Origin of the sequence: Catenibacillus scindens, assembly GCF_014202115.1 — a bacterium.
Taxonomy (GTDB): domain Bacteria; phylum Bacillota; class Clostridia; order Lachnospirales; family Lachnospiraceae; genus Catenibacillus; species Catenibacillus scindens.
The window spans coordinates 356295-373812 of record NZ_JACHFW010000001.1 but is presented as its reverse complement, the minus strand read 5'-3'; the positions used below and the strand labels follow the sequence as shown (position 1 = coordinate 373812).

13 protein-coding genes are annotated in these 17518 nt (G+C 47.8%); 8 read left to right on the top strand and 5 right to left on the bottom strand.

Annotation, left to right across the window (positions count from 1 at the left end):
* Window positions 1–2 precede the first annotated feature (2 nt).
* From HNP82_RS01540 to HNP82_RS01525, 4 genes are all read right to left on the bottom strand, one after another.
* Complete coding sequence (locus HNP82_RS01540) at window positions 3–503, bottom strand: Gx transporter family protein (protein ID WP_183770710.1); 501 nt, start codon at window positions 501–503, stop codon at window positions 3–5.
* A 52-nt stretch (window positions 504–555) separates the two neighbouring features.
* Entirely contained in the window at window positions 556–939 is a 384-nt protein-coding gene (locus HNP82_RS01535) for a NusG domain II-containing protein (protein ID WP_183770708.1), read from the bottom strand.
* A 3-nt stretch (window positions 940–942) separates the two neighbouring features.
* Window positions 943–2049, bottom strand: a complete 1107-nt coding sequence (locus tag HNP82_RS01530) for an FAD:protein FMN transferase (RefSeq protein WP_183770706.1) — start codon at window positions 2047–2049, stop codon at window positions 943–945.
* Between the two features lie 67 nt (window positions 2050–2116).
* Window positions 2117–3625: a DUF4214 domain-containing protein gene (locus HNP82_RS01525; protein ID WP_183770704.1), complete on the bottom strand. Its 1509-nt coding sequence runs from the start codon at window positions 3623–3625 to the stop codon at window positions 2117–2119.
* Between the two features lie 280 nt (window positions 3626–3905).
* On the opposite strand from HNP82_RS01525, the gene HNP82_RS01520 reads away from it, so the two are divergent.
* The 4 genes from HNP82_RS01520 to HNP82_RS01505 all read left to right on the top strand — a co-directional run bounded on the left by HNP82_RS01520 (window position 3906) and on the right by HNP82_RS01505 (window position 8914).
* Window positions 3906–4919: a nucleoid-associated protein gene (locus tag HNP82_RS01520; RefSeq protein WP_183770702.1), complete on the top strand. Its 1014-nt coding sequence runs from the start codon at window positions 3906–3908 to the stop codon at window positions 4917–4919.
* A gap of 105 nt (window positions 4920–5024) precedes the next feature.
* Window positions 5025–5933 carry a homoserine O-acetyltransferase MetA gene (metA, locus tag HNP82_RS01515; protein ID WP_183770700.1) on the top strand — a complete coding sequence of 303 codons (909 nt, stop codon included), beginning with the start codon at window positions 5025–5027 and terminating at the stop codon, window positions 5931–5933.
* A gap of 40 nt (window positions 5934–5973) precedes the next feature.
* Entirely contained in the window at window positions 5974–8334 is a 2361-nt protein-coding gene (locus tag HNP82_RS01510; protein ID WP_183770698.1) for an HAD-IC family P-type ATPase, read from the top strand.
* A gap of 76 nt (window positions 8335–8410) precedes the next feature.
* Complete coding sequence (locus tag HNP82_RS01505) at window positions 8411–8914, top strand: hypothetical protein (protein WP_183770696.1); 504 nt, start codon at window positions 8411–8413, stop codon at window positions 8912–8914.
* 343 nt (window positions 8915–9257) lie between these two features.
* On the opposite strand, the gene HNP82_RS01500 is transcribed toward HNP82_RS01505, so the two are convergent.
* Window positions 9258–10541, bottom strand: coding sequence for a peptidoglycan-binding protein (locus HNP82_RS01500; RefSeq protein ID WP_183770694.1), 1284 nt, complete (start codon window positions 10539–10541; stop codon window positions 9258–9260).
* 420 nt (window positions 10542–10961) lie between these two features.
* On the opposite strand from HNP82_RS01500, the gene HNP82_RS01495 reads away from it, so the two are divergent.
* The 4 genes from HNP82_RS01495 to HNP82_RS01480 all read left to right on the top strand — a co-directional run bounded on the left by HNP82_RS01495 (window position 10962) and on the right by HNP82_RS01480 (window position 17467).
* Entirely contained in the window at window positions 10962–12074 is a 1113-nt protein-coding gene (locus HNP82_RS01495) for a carbamoyl phosphate synthase small subunit (RefSeq protein ID WP_183770692.1), read from the top strand.
* Window positions 12058–15261, top strand: a complete 3204-nt coding sequence (gene carB, locus HNP82_RS01490) for a carbamoyl-phosphate synthase large subunit (protein ID WP_183770690.1) — start codon at window positions 12058–12060, stop codon at window positions 15259–15261. The genes HNP82_RS01495 and carB overlap by 17 nt, the downstream gene beginning before the upstream one ends.
* Window positions 15262–15541: 280 nt before the next feature.
* The gene (dapF, locus tag HNP82_RS01485) at window positions 15542–16480 is read left to right on the top strand and encodes a diaminopimelate epimerase (protein ID WP_183770673.1); all 939 of its coding nucleotides are present in this window, start codon (window positions 15542–15544) and stop codon (window positions 16478–16480) included.
* A gap of 210 nt (window positions 16481–16690) precedes the next feature.
* Entirely contained in the window at window positions 16691–17467 is a 777-nt protein-coding gene (locus HNP82_RS01480) for a MurR/RpiR family transcriptional regulator (protein WP_183770670.1), read from the top strand.
* Window positions 17468–17518 lie beyond the last annotated feature (51 nt).

Genomic DNA, 17518 nt, shown 5'->3' with positions numbered 1-17518 from the left:
TTTTATTTTGGAAATTTTGGAATGCGCGGATAGAGATAAAAGGCGGCCAGCCCTGTAAATAAGCCTGTAATAACGCCGCTGACCAGAAGATAGGGATAATAATACAGGACATAGCCGGAGCCAAGGATAAAGACCGCAACGGCGATCTGGCCGGTATTGTGGGCGATGGCGCCAATGATGCTTGTAAACCACAGAAGACGCCGGCCAAGAAAATGGTTAAGGACGGCCATGACAAGGAGGCAGAGAAGTCCCCCGGCCAGGCTGTAGAAAAAGGACATCATCTGCCCCGCGAATATGCTGCCAAGGACGATGCGGACAATGAGGACAACCAAGGCTTCTTTCCATGTGGCGCAGGCCAGAAGTATGAGAGTCACAATGTTTGCCAGCCCCAGTTTGATGCCGGGAATGGGCACCAGGGGGGGGATCATGGATTCCAGCATAAATATGGTCAGGGCAATGGCTGCAAAAAGGGCAAGGGCTGTAAGTTTTTTTACGGATTTCATAGGTGCCTCCTTTTGGATTCCGGGAAAGCCTTTTGTGACAGTTCTGTCCGGCCTACTGAACGACTGCGTCAAGGCTGGTGCTTTCCCCGCCGCTGATCTCAATGACAAGTTCGTTGGGCAGGCAGGTAATTGGGGACAGGCTTGTGGATATATAGCCGGTGTGGACGCATATTTTGTCAGGGCATGTGGCGTCGATGACGGCGATGCGTCCGGGCTCTACCCGGATAGTGTTGGAGCCGCCCAAGTCACTGGTTACTGTAAATTCAAATGGTTCCCTTACCTGGCTCAGATCAATAGTGCGTATACACTGGCCATGCTGATAAACGGAGGCAATGTGGCCTTCTCTGGAAAAAAAGCGGAGGGCGAAAATAGAGCCCACGCCCACCGCCAGCAAAAGGACTGTGATGATCAGGCAGATTTTTGCTTTTTTTGTCATGGATTATTCCTCTTGAGTTTCTGTTTGAATTTCTGCTTGAGTTTCTGACTGAGTTTCTGTCATCTGAAGCTGGCCGCTGACACCTTCGGTGGCACTTAAATGACCGTCGCTTCCGATAAACACGCCGTCAAAACCGTCCAGAGATTCCAACAGTTCCATACCTTTTTCCTCGCCAAGGACAAAGCAGGCAGTGGAGAGAGCGTCGGCGTCCATGGAAGTGTTTCCAATGATGGTTACGCTGGAAAGATGGGTGTCTGCCGGATACCCGGTGGAACCGTCGAGAATGTGGTGGTAGCGGTTTCCGTTTTCATCCTCAAAATACCTCTGATAGTCCCCGGAGGTGACAAAGGTTTTATCGGTAACAGCCATGGAGGCCACTGTCTGAGAACTGTCCTGAGGGTTTTTGGGGTCGGCGATGCCAAGAGTCCATGGCTGCCCGTCGGGACGGCTGCCGATGGTCATAATATTGCCGCCCAGGTTAATAAGGCCGCTGGCAATATCGTATTCTTCCATGAGAAGCTTTTTAATCTCATCGGCGGCATAACCTTTGACGATACCGCCAAGATCCAGGGAAAAATCGCTGTTCTCAAAATACACGGTATGCTCTTCCTCATCCAGGATCACATGCTCATAATTTTTTTTGCCAACAAAGGGGCTGATCTCGCTTTCTGAGGGCACTCTGGCGTTCTCAGTGCCGATGCCCCAAAGCTGGATCAGCCGTCCAAGGGTGGGATCAAAAGCACCGTCGGTGAGCTGAGCAAAATAAAGGCTCCGTTCAAGGACTGCGTAGAAATCGTCAGAGACGTGGACAGGACCTGCAGCCGCATTTTGATTGACATAAGTGATTTCGCTGTCCTCCGAATATACAGAAAAAATATCTTCAAGCTCTCTGGCCCGGCCTAAAGCAGCGTTGGCCGCGCTGTTTAAGGCCCCCTGGGGAATCTGACTGTAGAGACGCACATTGACCAGCGTGCCTAAAGCCACATCGCTGACATTGGCCTCCCGCATTTGCTGGTTGCGGTTGGAAAAGAAAGCAGTACATGCTACGAGAATAACAAGGACGCAGATTAACGCGGTGCGGCCGCTGAATTTGTGGGGCGTTCGTTTCATAAGATTCCTCCTTAGATATGTGTATATTATGGTTAATATCCTTTACAGCCGGTAAGGAAATTAAAAATTATCGCTTAGTTAAATTATAATAGCGGGCGATGCCTGTGGCATCAGCGATCCCCATGGCTTTAAGCTGTTCGTCATTTTTCAGCAGCGCGTTGTCGTGGGGATTATCCATGAAAGCGTGTTCGATAATGATTCCGGGGAATCCCCGCTCCACGCTGCTGCTGATAAGATAATAAAAATCTTTGACATTGCCGTCAGGATATCGGCCCTTGGATAAGTCTGTCCGTGTCATAACTCCCAGGTTTCTTAAATCTACAGATGAGGTCAGCTCATCCAGAATAGACTGGGCCAGAGCCTTGCTTTCTTCGGCATATCCGCTGTGAACAGAGACAAAAGCGCAGGCTCCGTTGGCGGACGAGGGATAGCCCAGCCCTGAGGCGTTATTATGTAAACTTATAAACACATCGCCCTGGACGGAGGCGGCATAGGCCGTGCGTCCGGTAACATCATCGCTTCCAATGCCGTTGTCCGGACAGGAACCGTCTTCCCGGGTTAAAAAGACCTGAACACCTTCGTAAGTCATCAGCTCATCCCGGCAGGCCAGGGCAATTTTCTGGTTAAGATCCTGCTCATTAAATCCAAGATCTGGATGGTTTCGGGCACAGATATCGTCATGGCCGGGATCGAGGACAATACGAAGGGGAGGTTCGGGGAGGTTCATTTCTTCACAGAGACGGGCAAATTCAGGGGAATCGGCAAAGCCGTTAAAAATATCTTCCCGGCTGGCGCCGTTATCCATCATAGAAAGCCAGTCCGATAGTCCCGCGCTGTCTGCTTCACGATCCATAAACACCCGATACAGCACTTTGATGTAGTCCTCATCGCTGAGATTTTTTGACTGAAACTCATCGGAAAATACAAATCCGTAAGCGACATCTTTAGCTGTATTGGCACCATTCAGGAGCTGGCTGCACCAACTGTTTAATCCGTCCTGGTCCACTTCGCGTCCAAGGCAGAGACGATAGCAGCGCACAATAAAACGGGTGACTCCTTCATTTTGATCCATCGGGGCGGTAAGACTGGCATTTCCGCGAATGATTCCATAATCCGCGCATATGGCCGTAAATTCATCGGATTCCACAAATCCTTTAAAGACATGCAGCCGTGAAAGGCCATCATTAAGCACCTGCTGCCAGGCGGCAAGCCCTGCAGCATCCGCCTCCCGGTCAAGAAATGTATGATAGAGAATGGTCAGATATTCCGTATCTGTCAGGCTGCGGGACATAAATTCCGGACTTTCAATAAATCCCTGGGCAACCCTGGCTCCCTGTTCCTGACCGGATTTTAATACATTTGTCCAATCCTGCAATCCATCTGCGTCCGGGTCGCGCTGAAGAATGTTTGTGTACAACCGCTCTACAAAGGCCTCCACAGGATCAGAAGTTTCCGCAGGGGCGGAAGTTTCTGCAGAATCAGAATATGTACTGTTGTCCTCGGCGTAAACAGGCAGACAGCCAATACACATTGCAAAGACAATCAGTATGGTTAGTATTCTTTTTTTTATTTTCATTTTCGTTGACTCCTTTTGTTTGTTTGAAAAATCAGGTGCTTTCAATGCTTTTAGGGCGTCAGGCGCCGGTGGCTTCTGCCCTGCGCCGACCGAAGCGAAGACGCGTGAGATGAAGAAGCATGTTGAAATCCGGGACATTATGGGCCCGAAAAGACCTCCTGACTCTAACATCATGTGTATTGTACATAGGTATAATAATATCCGAAAATTATTTTGTCAAATATTATGGCGGGACATGGAAAATCATGCTATGATGAATGTTCAGAAAGGAAGATGATGTATGAATCGCGATGATATTATTATAAAAAAAGCCATTATCCACATTCTCGACTCATCGGTAGGGATGCCGGTGCTGTCGGACAGAGAACTTGACTGCGGACCGGATCTCTACGATTTTTTTAAGGTACATCTGGAAAAAATAACAGAGAGCGACGATCTGAAAAAATGCTGCTTTAACGAGGACTCTGAGATATTGGATGAGCTGCGCCAGTTTGAGGCTGAACAGTTTATCTCCACCAGCCAGAAGCTGGCTGCCTTTTTATACGGGATCATGAACAGCAACATTGCCATCCCGGCGGCTGACCTGGCGGTGCTTTTGTTCCGTTATGACGAACAGGATTATCTGGGGCTGCTGAAAATGAATTATAAATCTTCATATACCCATTTAACTGTATCTGATCTGGGGGAGAATACAAATAATATTATTAAACAGAAGGCCCTGCTGCCGTCGGAAGGACAGAAATTATCGGAGGCGGCTCTGATCTGTTTATCCGGAGATTTTGACATTATGCTCCTTGAGCGCAAGTATGAGGTCAACGGCGTAAAGACCAATTATCTGTCGGAGCTGTATTTAAAATGTCATGGCCAGCTTTCACAAAAGGCCCGCTTAAATATTGTGACAAAGGCGGTGGATCAGATCAATCAGAAATATTTTGACGAGGAAAATGTCCAGAGGACAATGGAGACAAAGAAGGTGCTGTATGACGCTTTTGAGGAGGATGGCAGCTTAAATGTGGAGGAGGTCAAGACAAAACTGTTTTCGGAAAATGAAGACATGGCCAGGGATTTTGAGGAAAAGATAGAAAAGTACCATATGGCCGACGATGTGATCCGCCCGGTAAATAAGCAGACGATCCGCAAGTTTGAGCGCCAGTTTATAAAGACGGACACAGGTATTGAGATCAGTATCCCTATGGATCAGTATGATAATCAGGATGTGGTGGAATTTATCACAAATGCCGACGGAAGTATTTCTGTACTTATAAAAAATATCAGCCACATGACAAGCAAGTAAATTTATGAAATCTTTAGGAAATGACAGTTGATATTTGAAAGTTTAATTTATATAATGAAGATGGAGGCAATTTTAGCCTCCTTTAATATAGAAGGAGAAATTCAGATGCCAATTAAAATCGACGATGATCTTCCGGCACGTCAGATTCTGGAAGATGAACATATTTTTGTAATGACACAGAAGCGGGCTCTGACACAGGATATCCGTCCGCTGAAAATTATTATTTTAAATCTTATGCCCACAAAGGTTGAGACGGAGACTCAGATTTTAAGGTGTATGTCCAATACGCCCCTTCAGATTGAGGTGGAGCTTCTCCAGACGTCCACCTACACATCAAAGCATACGTCGGAGGAACATATGCTGGCGTTTTACAAGACCTTTGATGAGATTAAAGATCACCGGTATGACGGGATGATTATTACCGGGGCTCCGGTGGAACTTATGGATTTCGAGGAGGTGGAGTACTGGGACGAGCTTTGCCAGATCATGGACTGGAGTGTGGACAATGTCCATTCTACCTTTCACATTTGCTGGGGCGCCCAGGCGGGGCTGTACCATCATTACGGCATTCCAAAGCATCTGCTGGATCAGAAGCTGTCCGGGGTATTTAAACACCGTATGCTCAATCCGAAATCCAGACTGTTTCGGGGAATGGACACATATTTTAATGTGCCTCACTCCAGACATACAACGGTTCATGCTGAAGATATTTTAAAAGTTCCGGATCTGCGCATTATGGCCGAGTCTGACGAGGCCGGCGTTTACCTGGTGAGCAATGAGAGCGGTTCCCAGTTTTTTGTCATGGGACATTCGGAGTATGACGCGGATACATTGAAGAAGGAATACTTCAGAGATCTGCAAAAAGGGATGAATCCCCAGATCCCCAAACATTATTTTCCAGACGATGACCCGTCTAAGGAGCCGGTGCTTACATGGCGTTCCCACGGACAGTGGATTTATTCCAACTGGCTGAATTATTTTGTGTATCAGACAACACCCTATGAGCTTGAATAAGATCATTTGAAGGGTATTTAAAAGGGAAGAAGAAAGATCTATGGAAAAAGAAGGATATAGCGGCCTTTCTGAAAAAGAGGTCCGGGAACGGATCTCCAAGGGCCTTGTCAATGAAACAAATACAAGCGTGTCCAAAACTACAGGCCAGATCATACGGACCCATTCGCTGACCTATTTTAACTTCCTGAATATATTTTTAGGCGCTTTGGTTGTTGTCTCCGGACAGATTAAAAATCTTACCTTTATGGCCATCATTATTATTAATACCATTATCGGTATTTTTCAGGAGCTGAAGGTAAAGAAGCTGGTGGACGGCCTTTCGGTGATTACAGCGACAAAGGCTACAGTGCTTCGGGACGGAAAGCGGAAGGAGATTCCCATTGACCAGATCGTTATGGATGATGTGATCGCCGTGGAGAGCGGCAATCAGATCAGCGCTGACAGTATTGTGCTGGAATCCACTGGCATTGAGGTCAACGAGTCCATGATTACCGGTGAATCCCGTCCGGTGAAAAAGAAACAGGGAGATACGCTGTTTTCCGGAAGTTATCTGGTTGCTGGCAGCGGCCTGGCACGGGTAGAACATGTAGGTAAGGATAACTATGCCACAGTGCTGGCCAACCAGGCGAAAGATAAAAAGCGGGCCACCTCTGAGATGCAGGACTCAATTAAACGGATTATTAAGACCGTTGGGTTTATTATCATTCCCGTAGGTATCCTGTTGTTTATCTCCCAACTGAATGTGGCAGGAATGACCCTTTCCGACGCCCTGGTGAACACTGTTGCCGGTGTCATCGGTATGATTCCTGAGGGGCTGGTGCTTTTAACAAGTATTTCTTTTATCCTTGGCGTGGGGCGTCTGGCGGGAAAGCGGGCCCTTGTCCAGGAGATGGAAGCCATCGAGGCTCTTGCCAGGGTAAATGTACTGTGTACTGATAAGACGGGAACTATTACCACCGGGGACCTTCAGGTCACTGATCTGATCCCTCTGTCGGAGCTGTCTGTGGAGGAAATCCGGACGATCATGAATGAGATCGCCTTTGCCTTCGATGACGTCAATAATACCCAGACGGCGCTGATGAATTATTTTACCGATACAAAAGAGTGGGAGATTACGGATGCCATTCCATTCTCATCGGCGAGAAAGTTCCGCGCCATTTCCTTTAAAGACCACGGCGCTTATGTGTTAGGCGCCCCGGAATTTATTATGAAGGGCAATGAATCCCTGGCCCAGCAGGTGGAGGTTTATTCAGAAAAGGGACTGCGTGTCCTTTTGCTGGCCAGCGCCCGATATATTTCCAGCGAGGAAGAGCAGGTGGAGGGCGTCAGTCCCCTGGCACTGATCCTGATCTCCGACTGTATCCGGACAGAGGCCAGAGCAACCTTTGAATATTTTGCCAGCCAAAATGTAGCTGTTAAAGTTATTTCCGGGGATAACCCGGCCACGGTTTCCCATATTGCCGTGGAAGCCGGCCTTGCGGACGGTGAAAAATATGTGGATGCCACCCAGCTTCCCCAGGACGATGAGCGTCTGCGTCAGATGGTGGATGATATTACCGTCTATGGCCGGGTAACGCCGGAGCAGAAACAGCGGATTATTAAAGCCTACCAGGCCAACGGCAAGGTTGTAGGTATGGTGGGCGATGGCGTCAACGACGTTTTGGCTTTGAAAGATGCGGACTGCGGTATCGCCATGGCGGCCGGATCTGACGCGGCCAAGCAGGTGGCCCATATCGTTCTTCTGGATTCGGATTTTGCCTGTATGCAGGATATTGTCCGTGAGGGCCGCATGATCATCTCAAATATTGAGCGTGTCAGCGCTCTGTATCTGACAAAGACTATATATTCCGTCCTTTTAAATGTGATTTTTATTATTATCGGTCGGGCTTATCCGTTTGTGCCTATCCACCTGAGCCTGATCAGCGCGGCGGCCATTGGCCTGCCAAGTTTCTTCCTGGCGCTGGAGCAGACGGAGACGGTGACCCAGGACGGTTTCTTAAAGAATGTCCTGCAGGTGGCTCTACCGGGAGCCTTGGTGATGGTCATCTCCATGCTGATCAATCAGGTTCTTGGAACATTTTTCGCGCTGAGTTCAGATGTTTTGTCTGCCTATAATCTGCTGGTGGCCAGCAGCATCAGTATGATCATCCTGATCAAGGTATCCAGCCCGCTGAACATGAAGCGGAAGATCCTGTGTATTGTCTGCGGCGTTGTTTTAGTGGGAGGCGTCCTGTTCTTCGGAGACTTTTTCAGCGTCACCACTATTTTCCAGTGGCGTATGATTTTTGTGATTCCGGTGGTCGCCATCACTTATCCGATGATGAACGGCTTTATGACAATGATGCGCCGCCTCACTTCTATCCGGCATAAAAAGAAAAAGACTGTTATGGAGGAGGGGTGAGGCCCGGAAAAACTGTAAAAGCGGCGCCGGCTCTGTGAGTATTTCACAGAGCCGGCAGATAAGAAAGGAGTCCCATATGAAACTTACACCTGACGGAGCGCAAAAGTTAATCCATTCATTAGGTGAAGAACGAAAACAGCTTATAGATCAGATTAATAAACTGGCAACGTTTGTCGTGGCCGTGTCCGAGGGTGACCCGGAAGAATTGCGGCCGGATTTTGATTTCTCAGCTACGGTTGATGCTATCCGCAGCATTGATGATAGAATCCGCAAGATCAAACATGCAAGAAATGTATTTAATACAACCACACTTCTTCCTGAAGAAAATATCACTGTGGATGAAGCTCTGGTTCTTATGGCCACATTAAATAATAATTACGGCTACTTTGCTGATCTTGGAAACAGACAGCCAAAAACCCGGAACCGTACCCAGTATAAAGGCGAGATTGAATATACGTATACTAATTATAATATTGAGGAAGCAAAAAAGCTGGGAAGGGATATGTATGAAAGAATTTTGGAAATTCAGTCAAAGCTGAACCTTGTCAACAGCACATACAATTTTGATATTAATCTGTAAGCTGATTTTCCGTGATATGAATATATTCAGAAATATAAAATGTGTGTATTAGAATTTAATATGAGGTCAATGTTAAAGTTTATTGTTTATGTCCAAGTTTGCCCTTATGTTATTCATTATCTGTTATGGTTAAAGGTTTGTATCAATTCAGGCTTTTTAAATTATTCAGGATATTATCATATCAAAAAACTTTCGGATGTCAAGTACGGTTAGAGATATCCATTGACAGATGCAAAGCCAAAGCCTGCTTTTGGGAGCGAGCGATTTACATTAACCGGGGCAGGGATGTTTTAAAAGAAACATCCCTGCCCCATATTTAATAAAATAAACAGTCAGACTTTGATCAGCTAAGTTCCGCGATCCGGCTTACGCCCACATAAATCTGGCTGATCTTATACCATGTGGCGTAGTCCACCACCCCGGTAACAGGCAGGTCAAAAATCTCCTGAAATTTTCTCACAGCGTTGGCTGTTGCCGGACCGTAAATGCCGTCGGCGGCAATGGTTGGCAGAGCCGGATAATTCCTGGCAATGCGGTTAAGCTGTTCCTGCATCTGGAGAACTTTTTCTCCACGGGAGCCAATGGTCAGATCGCTTCCCGGCCAGGAAGATGGGATGCCGCTGATCTGGGGAGCCCAGTTAATGTACATGGAATCGCCGTAATAGTAGCGGAGGATTTCAATGGCAGAATAGCCCTGATCTCCCAGCGCTTTGGAACCCCACTGGCTCATCCAGTCCGGGCAGGTGACTCGCTTGCCGTCGCAGTACTGGGTCAGGATGGGCTGGCGCACGTTGGGACGGGACAGGTAGTTGGGAAAAATACTGTCCACCACCTGGGAAATATTTTCAAAGATGTTCCTGCCATAGACAAAGAAGTGGTCGTAGGCGGTGGAGGAGGTAATGGTAAAGTTATATCCTTTATTTCTGTACCATTCCGTATATACCCGGTTCAGTGTAAAGGACATGATGGCCAGAACATTGGCGTAGATAGTGGCCTCCGGCCAGGTGGCATAGATCTCGCTGGAGGCCACGTTTTTTATATACTCTTTGTAGGGCACATAGTAATTGTTGGCAGCGCTGTCCGAGGGCGGGCCGTCGTGAACAACTACAGTTTCCGGGATCACCACCCGGCTTAAAACAATCTCGCCGCTCTCGTTCACTGGCTTGATCTCATCTTCGGGAATCTTTGGCGGGTAATCGCCGTAAAGAGTGTGGGCGGGGATGACAATATTTCTTCCCGAAGGGTTGTTCCTGGAGGGCGCCATACGGATTTCCTGAATGGCAGTCTCCCCGGATAGAAGCTGGGTGCCGGCCACCACCTGTTCATCGTATCCTGGGGCCAAGGCAGTTAATGTGTACTGGCTGTAAGGCTGATTTGCTTCAGGTTCCAGAGAATAATCCCGGTTAGGGGCGGGAAGCTCGATGGTCTGGGTTTGACCGGATTCATTGGTGGTCACTTCTTCAATTATCTGATCCGGATTTCCCATATATGAGATTCGGATGGTGGCACCGGCCACAGGGGTGTATCCGGAGCCTGACGTGATAGATATTTTCAGTCGTCCCATAGACTGGGTGCCGACCTGGGCCGGACAAAGGATGGCAGGACGGGATTGGGAGGGATCAGTCATAAAGAGAAAACTCCTTAAAATTTTGTTCTGTTTTTATTGTATGAAGGTTGGCTGGAAAATGTTTGCTAAATAAAATTTATGCGACCTAAATTTTATTTAGGGATAAAATGACTTGTATTATCTCTGAGAGTATGATATACTTTTGAAAGTTTAAGAAGAAGTTGGGTTTACAAAGGGGTGAATCGTATTTTTATACACTTAAAGTTGTAGATCCTCTTTTTTTTTGAAAAAATATGCATAAAATGTATAATTATTCCAAAAAATAGCTATTTATATGCATATACATACATAGCCGGCAAGTAAGCCTGCGACAATTAAAATGATACAAGCGTCAGCACCAAGCGATCCGTGTATCATAGGCGTCAAAATATCTTTTGATGCCTTCATCATTAAAATGCGTTGAAAGGAACAGGTGATGAGATGAAAGCTTTTTTAATACTGGCGGACGGGCATGTTTTTGAAGGCAGAAGCATTGGCGCGGTAAAAGAAACCATCAGTGAAATTGTATTCAATACTTCAATGACAGGCTATCTTGAGATTCTGACAGACCCATCCTATGCCGGAGAGGCTGTGGTAATGACATATCCTTTAATTGGCAACTATGGCGTATGTTGTGAAGATATGGAGGATGAGCTGCCCTGGCCGGACGGCTTTATTGTGCGGGAACTGTGCCGGGAACCCAGCAATTTCCGCAGTGAGACAGCCCTTGAACAGTTTTTAAAAGCCCATGACATTCCCGGAATCGAGGGCATTGATACCCGCGCCCTTACAAAGATTTTAAGAACCCAGGGAACCATGAATGGCATGATCACCACCAATGAGAATTTTGATCTTGAAGAAGTTCTCCCCAAAATAAAGGCTTTTAAGGCTCACGATGTTGTGGGCAGAGTTACCTGCAAAGAAACGGGATTTGTTCCGGCGGATGTGCCCAAGGATTGGGATGGCCCACGTCTTAAAGTAGCTCTCATGGATTTTGGCGCTAAGAAAAATATTGCCGGCGAGCTGTCCAGAAGAGGATGCGATGTGACCATCTACCCGGCCTACACTTCCGCGGAAGAAATCTTGCAGTCAGCGCCTGACGGGATCATGCTCTCTAACGGACCGGGAGACCCTAAGGACTGCGGCCCCATCATTGCTGAAGTTAAGAAAATGTTTGATTCAGATATCCCTATGTTTGGTATCTGCCTGGGCCATCAGCTTCTTGCTCTGGCCAACGGCGCCGATACCCGAAAAATGAAGTGGGGGCACCGTGGCGCCAACCATCCGGTAAAAGATCTTGAGACCGGACGGGTATATATTTCCACCCAGAATCATGGTTATGTTGTCGCTGACCGGACAGTGCCCGATGATGTGGCTGAAGTCAGTTTCAGAAATGCCAATGATGCCACAACAGAAGGACTTCACTATCTTGGGAAGGATGTATTTACTGTCCAATTCCACCCGGAAGCCTGTGGAGGGCCTCAGGATACCGCGTTCCTCTTTGACCGTTTTATCAATATGATGGAGGTTTGTAAAAATGCCGAAGAAGAATAATATCAAAAAGGTTTTAGTCATCGGTTCCGGTCCCATTGTTATCGGACAGGCAGCAGAGTTTGATTACGCCGGAACACAGGCATGCCGTTCTTTAAAGGAAGAAGGCATTGAAGTTGTGCTGGTCAATTCCAATCCGGCAACCATTATGACTGATAAAAATATTGCCGATAAGGTTTACATTGAGCCGTTAAACGCGGAGGTTTTGAAAAAGATCATTATTAAAGAAGAACCGGACAGCATCCTGCCTACACTGGGGGGCCAGGCAGCTTTAAATATCGCCATGGAATTGGATGAGGCCGGATTTTTAAAAGAGCATCAGGTTGAGATGATCGGAACATCTTCCGAGACCATTAAAAAAGCGGAAGACCGGCTGGCCTTCAAGGAAACTATGGAGAAGATCGGCGAGCCCTGCGCTCCCAGTGAGGTCTGCACAACCCTCCAGGGCTGTATTGATTTCGCCCAAAAGATCGGGTTCCCTGTGGTTATCCGCCCGGCCTATACACTTGGAGGCAGCGGCGGCGGTATCGCCCACAATATGCAGGAACTTCACGACATTGCCACCAACGGTCTGAGATTAAGCCGTGTGGGCCAGGTTCTTGTAGAGCGGTATATTGGCGGCTGGAAAGAGATTGAGTATGAAGTGATGCGGGACAGCTACGGCAACTGTATTACTGTCTGCAACATGGAAAATATTGACCCGGTCGGCGTTCACACCGGCGACAGTATTGTTGTGGCCCCGTCTCAGACTCTGGCGGACAAAGAATACCAGATGCTGCGTACATCCGCATTAAAGATCATTACAGAACTGAACATCCAGGGCGGCTGCAACGTTCAGTACGCTTTAAAACCGGACAGCTTTGAGTATTGTGTCATTGAGGTGAATCCCCGTGTCAGCCGTTCTTCCGCTTTGGCTTCAAAGGCTACCGGATATCCAATCGCAAAAGTGGCGGCAAAGATCGCTTTAGGCTATGCTCTGGATGAAATCAAAAACGCCGTGACCGGCAAGACTTTTGCCAGCTTTGAGCCGGCTCTGGACTATGTTGTTGTTAAAATTCCAAAATGGCCTTTTGATAAGTTTGTCAGCGCGAAACGTACACTTACCACACAGATGAAAGCCACCGGCGAAGTTATGAGTATCTGCACGAACTTTGAGGGGGCTCTTATGAAAGCTCTCCGCTCTCTGGAGCAGAATATTTACAGCCTTCACTATGGAGATTTCGATAAACTGACCGATGAGGAGCTGGAAAAACAGCTTTACGCCATTGATGACCACCGTCTGTTCTGTATCGCCGAGGCCATCCGCCGTGGGTATTCCCTGGAGCATATTCATGAGATCAATAAGATCGACATGTGGTTTTTATATAAGATCAAAAATCTGGTAGATATGGAGCATCGGCTGAAAACCGAGGAGCTGACGCCGGAACTGTTAAAAGAGGCTAAAAGGATCGAGTTCCCTGACCGGGTGATCGCCCAGCTTACAGGATTGTCTGAGGCCCAGGTGAAGTCCATGCGCTACCGCAATGATATCATTGCCTCCTTTAAAATGGTAGATACATGCGCCGCTGAGTTTGAGTCGGAGACGCCTTACTATTATTCCTGCTTTGGCAGCGAAAATGAGGTGGAGCGGGATGAGATGCGCAAGAAAGTCCTTGTCCTTGGTTCCGGTCCCATCCGTATCGGACAGGGTATTGAGTTTGACTACTGTTCTGTTCACTGTGTGTGGGCATTAAAAGAGTGCGGCTATGAGACGATTATCGTCAATAACAATCCGGAAACTGTAAGTACAGACTTTGATATCGCCGATAAACTTTATTTTGAACCGTTGACGCCGGAGGATGTGGAAAATATTGTCCGTCTGGAAAAACCTGACGGCGCTGTTGTCCAGTTTGGCGGACAGACAGCTATCAAATTGACCCAGGCTGTAATGAAAATGGGCGTTCCTATCCTTGGCACCGCCGCCGAGGATGTGGACGCGGCGGAAGACCGCGAGCTGTTTGACGAGATCCTTGAACAGTGCAAGATCCCACGCCCTCAGGGTACAACAGTATACACCACTGAGGAGGCCTTAAAAGCCGCTAATATGCTTGGTTATCCCGTTTTGGTGCGCCCATCCTATGTTCTGGGCGGACAGGGTATGCAGATCGCTGTCAACGACGGGGATATTGTGGAGTTTATGCAGATCATTAACCGGGAAGTCCAGGAACATCCCATCCTTGTAGATAAATATCTTATGGGCAAGGAAGTGGAAGTGGACGGCGTGTGCGACGGCAAGGATGTTTTGATTCCGGGTATTATGGAACATATTGAGCGGGCAGGCATTCACTCCGGCGACAGTATTTCCGTTTATCCGGCACAGACATTGTCCGACCCTATTATTGAACAGATCGAGGATTATACCGCCAGACTGGCCAGAGCCCTTCATGTAAAAGGCCTTTTAAACATACAGTTTATCGTCCATGAAGACCAGGTGTATGTTATCGAAGTCAACCCCCGTTCCAGCCGTACCGTGCCTTATATCAGCAAAGTGACCGGCATTCCTATTGTGGATATTGCCTCTAAGGTTATTGTTGGCAAGACTATCGCTGAGCTGGGATATAAGCCGGGACTTCAGAAAAAATCCGACTATATTGCCATTAAGCAGCCGGTATTCTCCTTTGAAAAGCTTCGGGGAGCTGAGACAAGTCTCGGCCCGGAGATGAAATCCACGGGAGAAGTTCTCGGCATTGCCAAAACCTTTAATGAAGCTCTCTATAAATCCTTCCTGGGAGCAGGCATTAATCTTCCGCGGACAAAGAAGATGATCTGCACCGTAAAGGACAGCGACAAGGCGGAACTTGTCCCCATCGCAGCCCGCTTTGCGGCTATCGGCTATACGATCTATGCTACCCGCTCCACAGCGGATGCCCTCATTGCGGGAGGCGTTCCTGCCATTAAGATCAGGAAGATCTCCGACGGATCACCCAATGCTTTGGATCTGATCCTGGACGGCGTTGTGGATCTTGTTATTGATACACCGACTCAGGGACACGGCATGGATAAGACAAGAGACGGATTCCTTATCCGCCGAAACGCCATTGAGACCGGCGTCACCTGTCTTACAAGCCTTGACACAGCCAAAGCGCTGCTGACAAGTATTGAAAGTGAAAATATGGACACGCTGACTGTTGTAGATATCGCGTCCATCTAAGTTGCGGATATGCCCGTTGCCGGCGGAGATATTCCCATTAATCAGTTAAAAATAAGATCAGGCCAGGGCAAAAACTGCCCTGGCCTTTTGTATCCTTGAAAACTGTCAGGCATGATTCTTTCAGTTCATAAATTAACGGCCCAAAGCATATAAGTAGTAACAGTTCAGGGCGCAAGGGCGGCTTTGCCAATGGCGCAGACTGAACTGTTGCTGTAAGTACATAGACAACTCTCCTCCAGGAGGGAGCAAAGGCAAGTTTTGAAAACAGACAGGAGGGCGTATGGAAGGACAGATTTCTTTTGTAAAAATGGAAGGGGCCGGAAACGACTATGTTTATGTGGATTGCTTTGACCAGTATGTGAAAAATCCTCAGCTTCTGGCAAGGAAAGTCAGCAGCCGCCATTTCGGCGTTGGAAGTGATGGGCTGATCCTGTTAAAGCCTTCCCCAAGGGCTGATTGTTTTATGGATATTTATAACAGCGACGGCTCCCGTGGGAGAACCTGCGGGAATGGGCTGCGCTGCGCGGCCCGATATATGTGGGAGAAATCTGGGAAGACAAAGACAGATCTGCGCATTGAAACACTGTCAGGGATATGCCGGGCCTACGTTCATCCTCTCAATGAGCGCCGGTGCTGGGTTCAGGTGGACATGGGCCGTGGGTTTGTCCGGAACGTTCCTGTGCCTGTGAGGGAGCTGGGGAGATTTCTGCCGGCGGGAATATTTGTCTCCTGGGCCTGTCTGTGCGATATCGGTAATCTCCACTGTGTTGTCATGGTCAAAGACTGGCGGGAGGTGAAAGAAAAGCCGGTTTTAGAAGAATTGGATATGAACAGGGTGGGGCATTTCCTGGAAAATTATCCTGATTTTGGGGAAAAGGTGAATGTAGAAGTGTGCGCAAAAATTCGCGCTCCCCAAAAAGAAATTTACGTTTCCGAAACGGAGGTTTGCGCCCCCGGAAATCTGGCGGTGAGGGCCAGGGTGTGGGAGCGGGGGAGCAAAGAAACATTGTCATGCGGCAGCGGTGCCTGCGCCATTTATCTGGCGGCGTCCCGGATGATCAAGGCAGACGAGGCGCTGCCCAATGGCGGGGAGTCCAGTTGTCAGCCCATGAAACAGTGCTGTGTGTTCATGCCCGGCGGCCGCCTCCACGTGGAAAATATCGGCGGCCATCTTTTTCTCGGCGGCTATGCCACAGAAGTTTTTACGGGAAAGGTCTAGGTGGATGTTCCTGGCTGCTGTTTGCAGAGTGAACCAATGTCAGTTCGTTAGGAAGAAAAAAATCCGGAGGCATAATTTGCAAAATCCGGGTGTTGCAACTTGGAGAAAAATGCGATATCCTATTTTATATAGTGGTTTTGCCGCCAGGTATGGTGCGGCAGGACGGTTACTTCTTTAAATTATCGGACGGGAAAGTTTAGGAGAAAAAGAATGCTGTACAGATTTCTTACATATGTGAACTCAACCAGCAGCCAAACAACATATGCCAATATTGCCTATTATATCAGCAACAATTTTTCAAAGATCATCCATATGAATCTGGAAGAGCTGGCCGATGCCTGCTATGTGTCCCAGGCCACCATCAGCAGATTTTGCCGCTTTCTGGGATTTGAGAGTTTTACCCATTTTAAAATGGAGTGTCAGAGGTCTTTGAGGGACGGAGAGCGGCGGATCAATGATATATGCAGCACAAGCAGCAAGGGCGATGAGGAATACCAGTATTTTTTTCGCGGTTATGGGGACGAGATCATCAGTGAACTGAAAGATTTTATAAATACAATGGATATAAAGCGCCTTGACCAGCTTTTGGACAGGATACACAATACATCGGATGTGGCGCTGTTTGGCATACACCGGTGTTCGTCGGTGATCCAGGAGCTTCAGTTTTCTTTTGCCCTTAAAGATAAGTTTGTAAAAGCTTATTCCGGTTTTACTCATCAACTGGAGTGCGCCAAAACTTTAAATGAGGACAGTCTGGTCATTGTCTTTACGGCCAAAGATGGTTTCTGGTTTGAGGCCCACGATGTAGTTGACGCCCTGGCAAAAAGCAAATGCTATAAGATTCTGGTTACTACGGAGAAAAATGGTGAGCGCCAGGACATTTTTGATGAAGTTTATTTCCTTGGCAGCGGCCGTGGGCGGGGCAGCCTTTATGTTATGGCCAACTACAGTGAAGCGATGATCAGCCGCTATTTTACCAGATATTAAGAAACTATGGTTACTGTTTAATGGTGAATGGTAACGAAATGCTTATGCCGA

Bases quoted from the DNA above. Each gene is read 5' to 3' on its own strand.
- HNP82_RS01495 (WP_183770692.1), top strand. From the start codon at position 10,962: ATGAAAGCTTTTTTAATACTGGCGGACGGGCATGTTTTTGAAGGCAGA.
- HNP82_RS01510 (WP_183770698.1), top strand. From the start codon at position 5,974: ATGGAAAAAGAAGGATATAGCGGCCTTTCTGAAAAAGAGGTCCGGGAA.
- HNP82_RS01525 (WP_183770704.1), bottom strand. From the start codon at position 3,625: ATGAAAATAAAAAAAAGAATACTAACCATACTGATTGTCTTTGCAATG.
- metA (WP_183770700.1), top strand. From the start codon at position 5,025: ATGCCAATTAAAATCGACGATGATCTTCCGGCACGTCAGATTCTGGAA.
- HNP82_RS01540 (WP_183770710.1), bottom strand. From the start codon at position 503: ATGAAATCCGTAAAAAAACTTACAGCCCTTGCCCTTTTTGCAGCCATT.
- HNP82_RS01520 (WP_183770702.1), top strand. From the start codon at position 3,906: ATGAATCGCGATGATATTATTATAAAAAAAGCCATTATCCACATTCTC.
- HNP82_RS01480 (WP_183770670.1), top strand. From the start codon at position 16,691: ATGCTGTACAGATTTCTTACATATGTGAACTCAACCAGCAGCCAAACA.
- HNP82_RS01530 (WP_183770706.1), bottom strand. From the start codon at position 2,049: ATGAAACGAACGCCCCACAAATTCAGCGGCCGCACCGCGTTAATCTGC.
- carB (WP_183770690.1), top strand. From the start codon at position 12,058: ATGCCGAAGAAGAATAATATCAAAAAGGTTTTAGTCATCGGTTCCGGT.
- HNP82_RS01500 (WP_183770694.1), bottom strand. From the start codon at position 10,541: ATGACTGATCCCTCCCAATCCCGTCCTGCCATCCTTTGTCCGGCCCAG.
- dapF (WP_183770673.1), top strand. From the start codon at position 15,542: ATGGAAGGACAGATTTCTTTTGTAAAAATGGAAGGGGCCGGAAACGAC.
- HNP82_RS01535 (WP_183770708.1), bottom strand. From the start codon at position 939: ATGACAAAAAAAGCAAAAATCTGCCTGATCATCACAGTCCTTTTGCTG.
- HNP82_RS01505 (WP_183770696.1), top strand. From the start codon at position 8,411: ATGAAACTTACACCTGACGGAGCGCAAAAGTTAATCCATTCATTAGGT.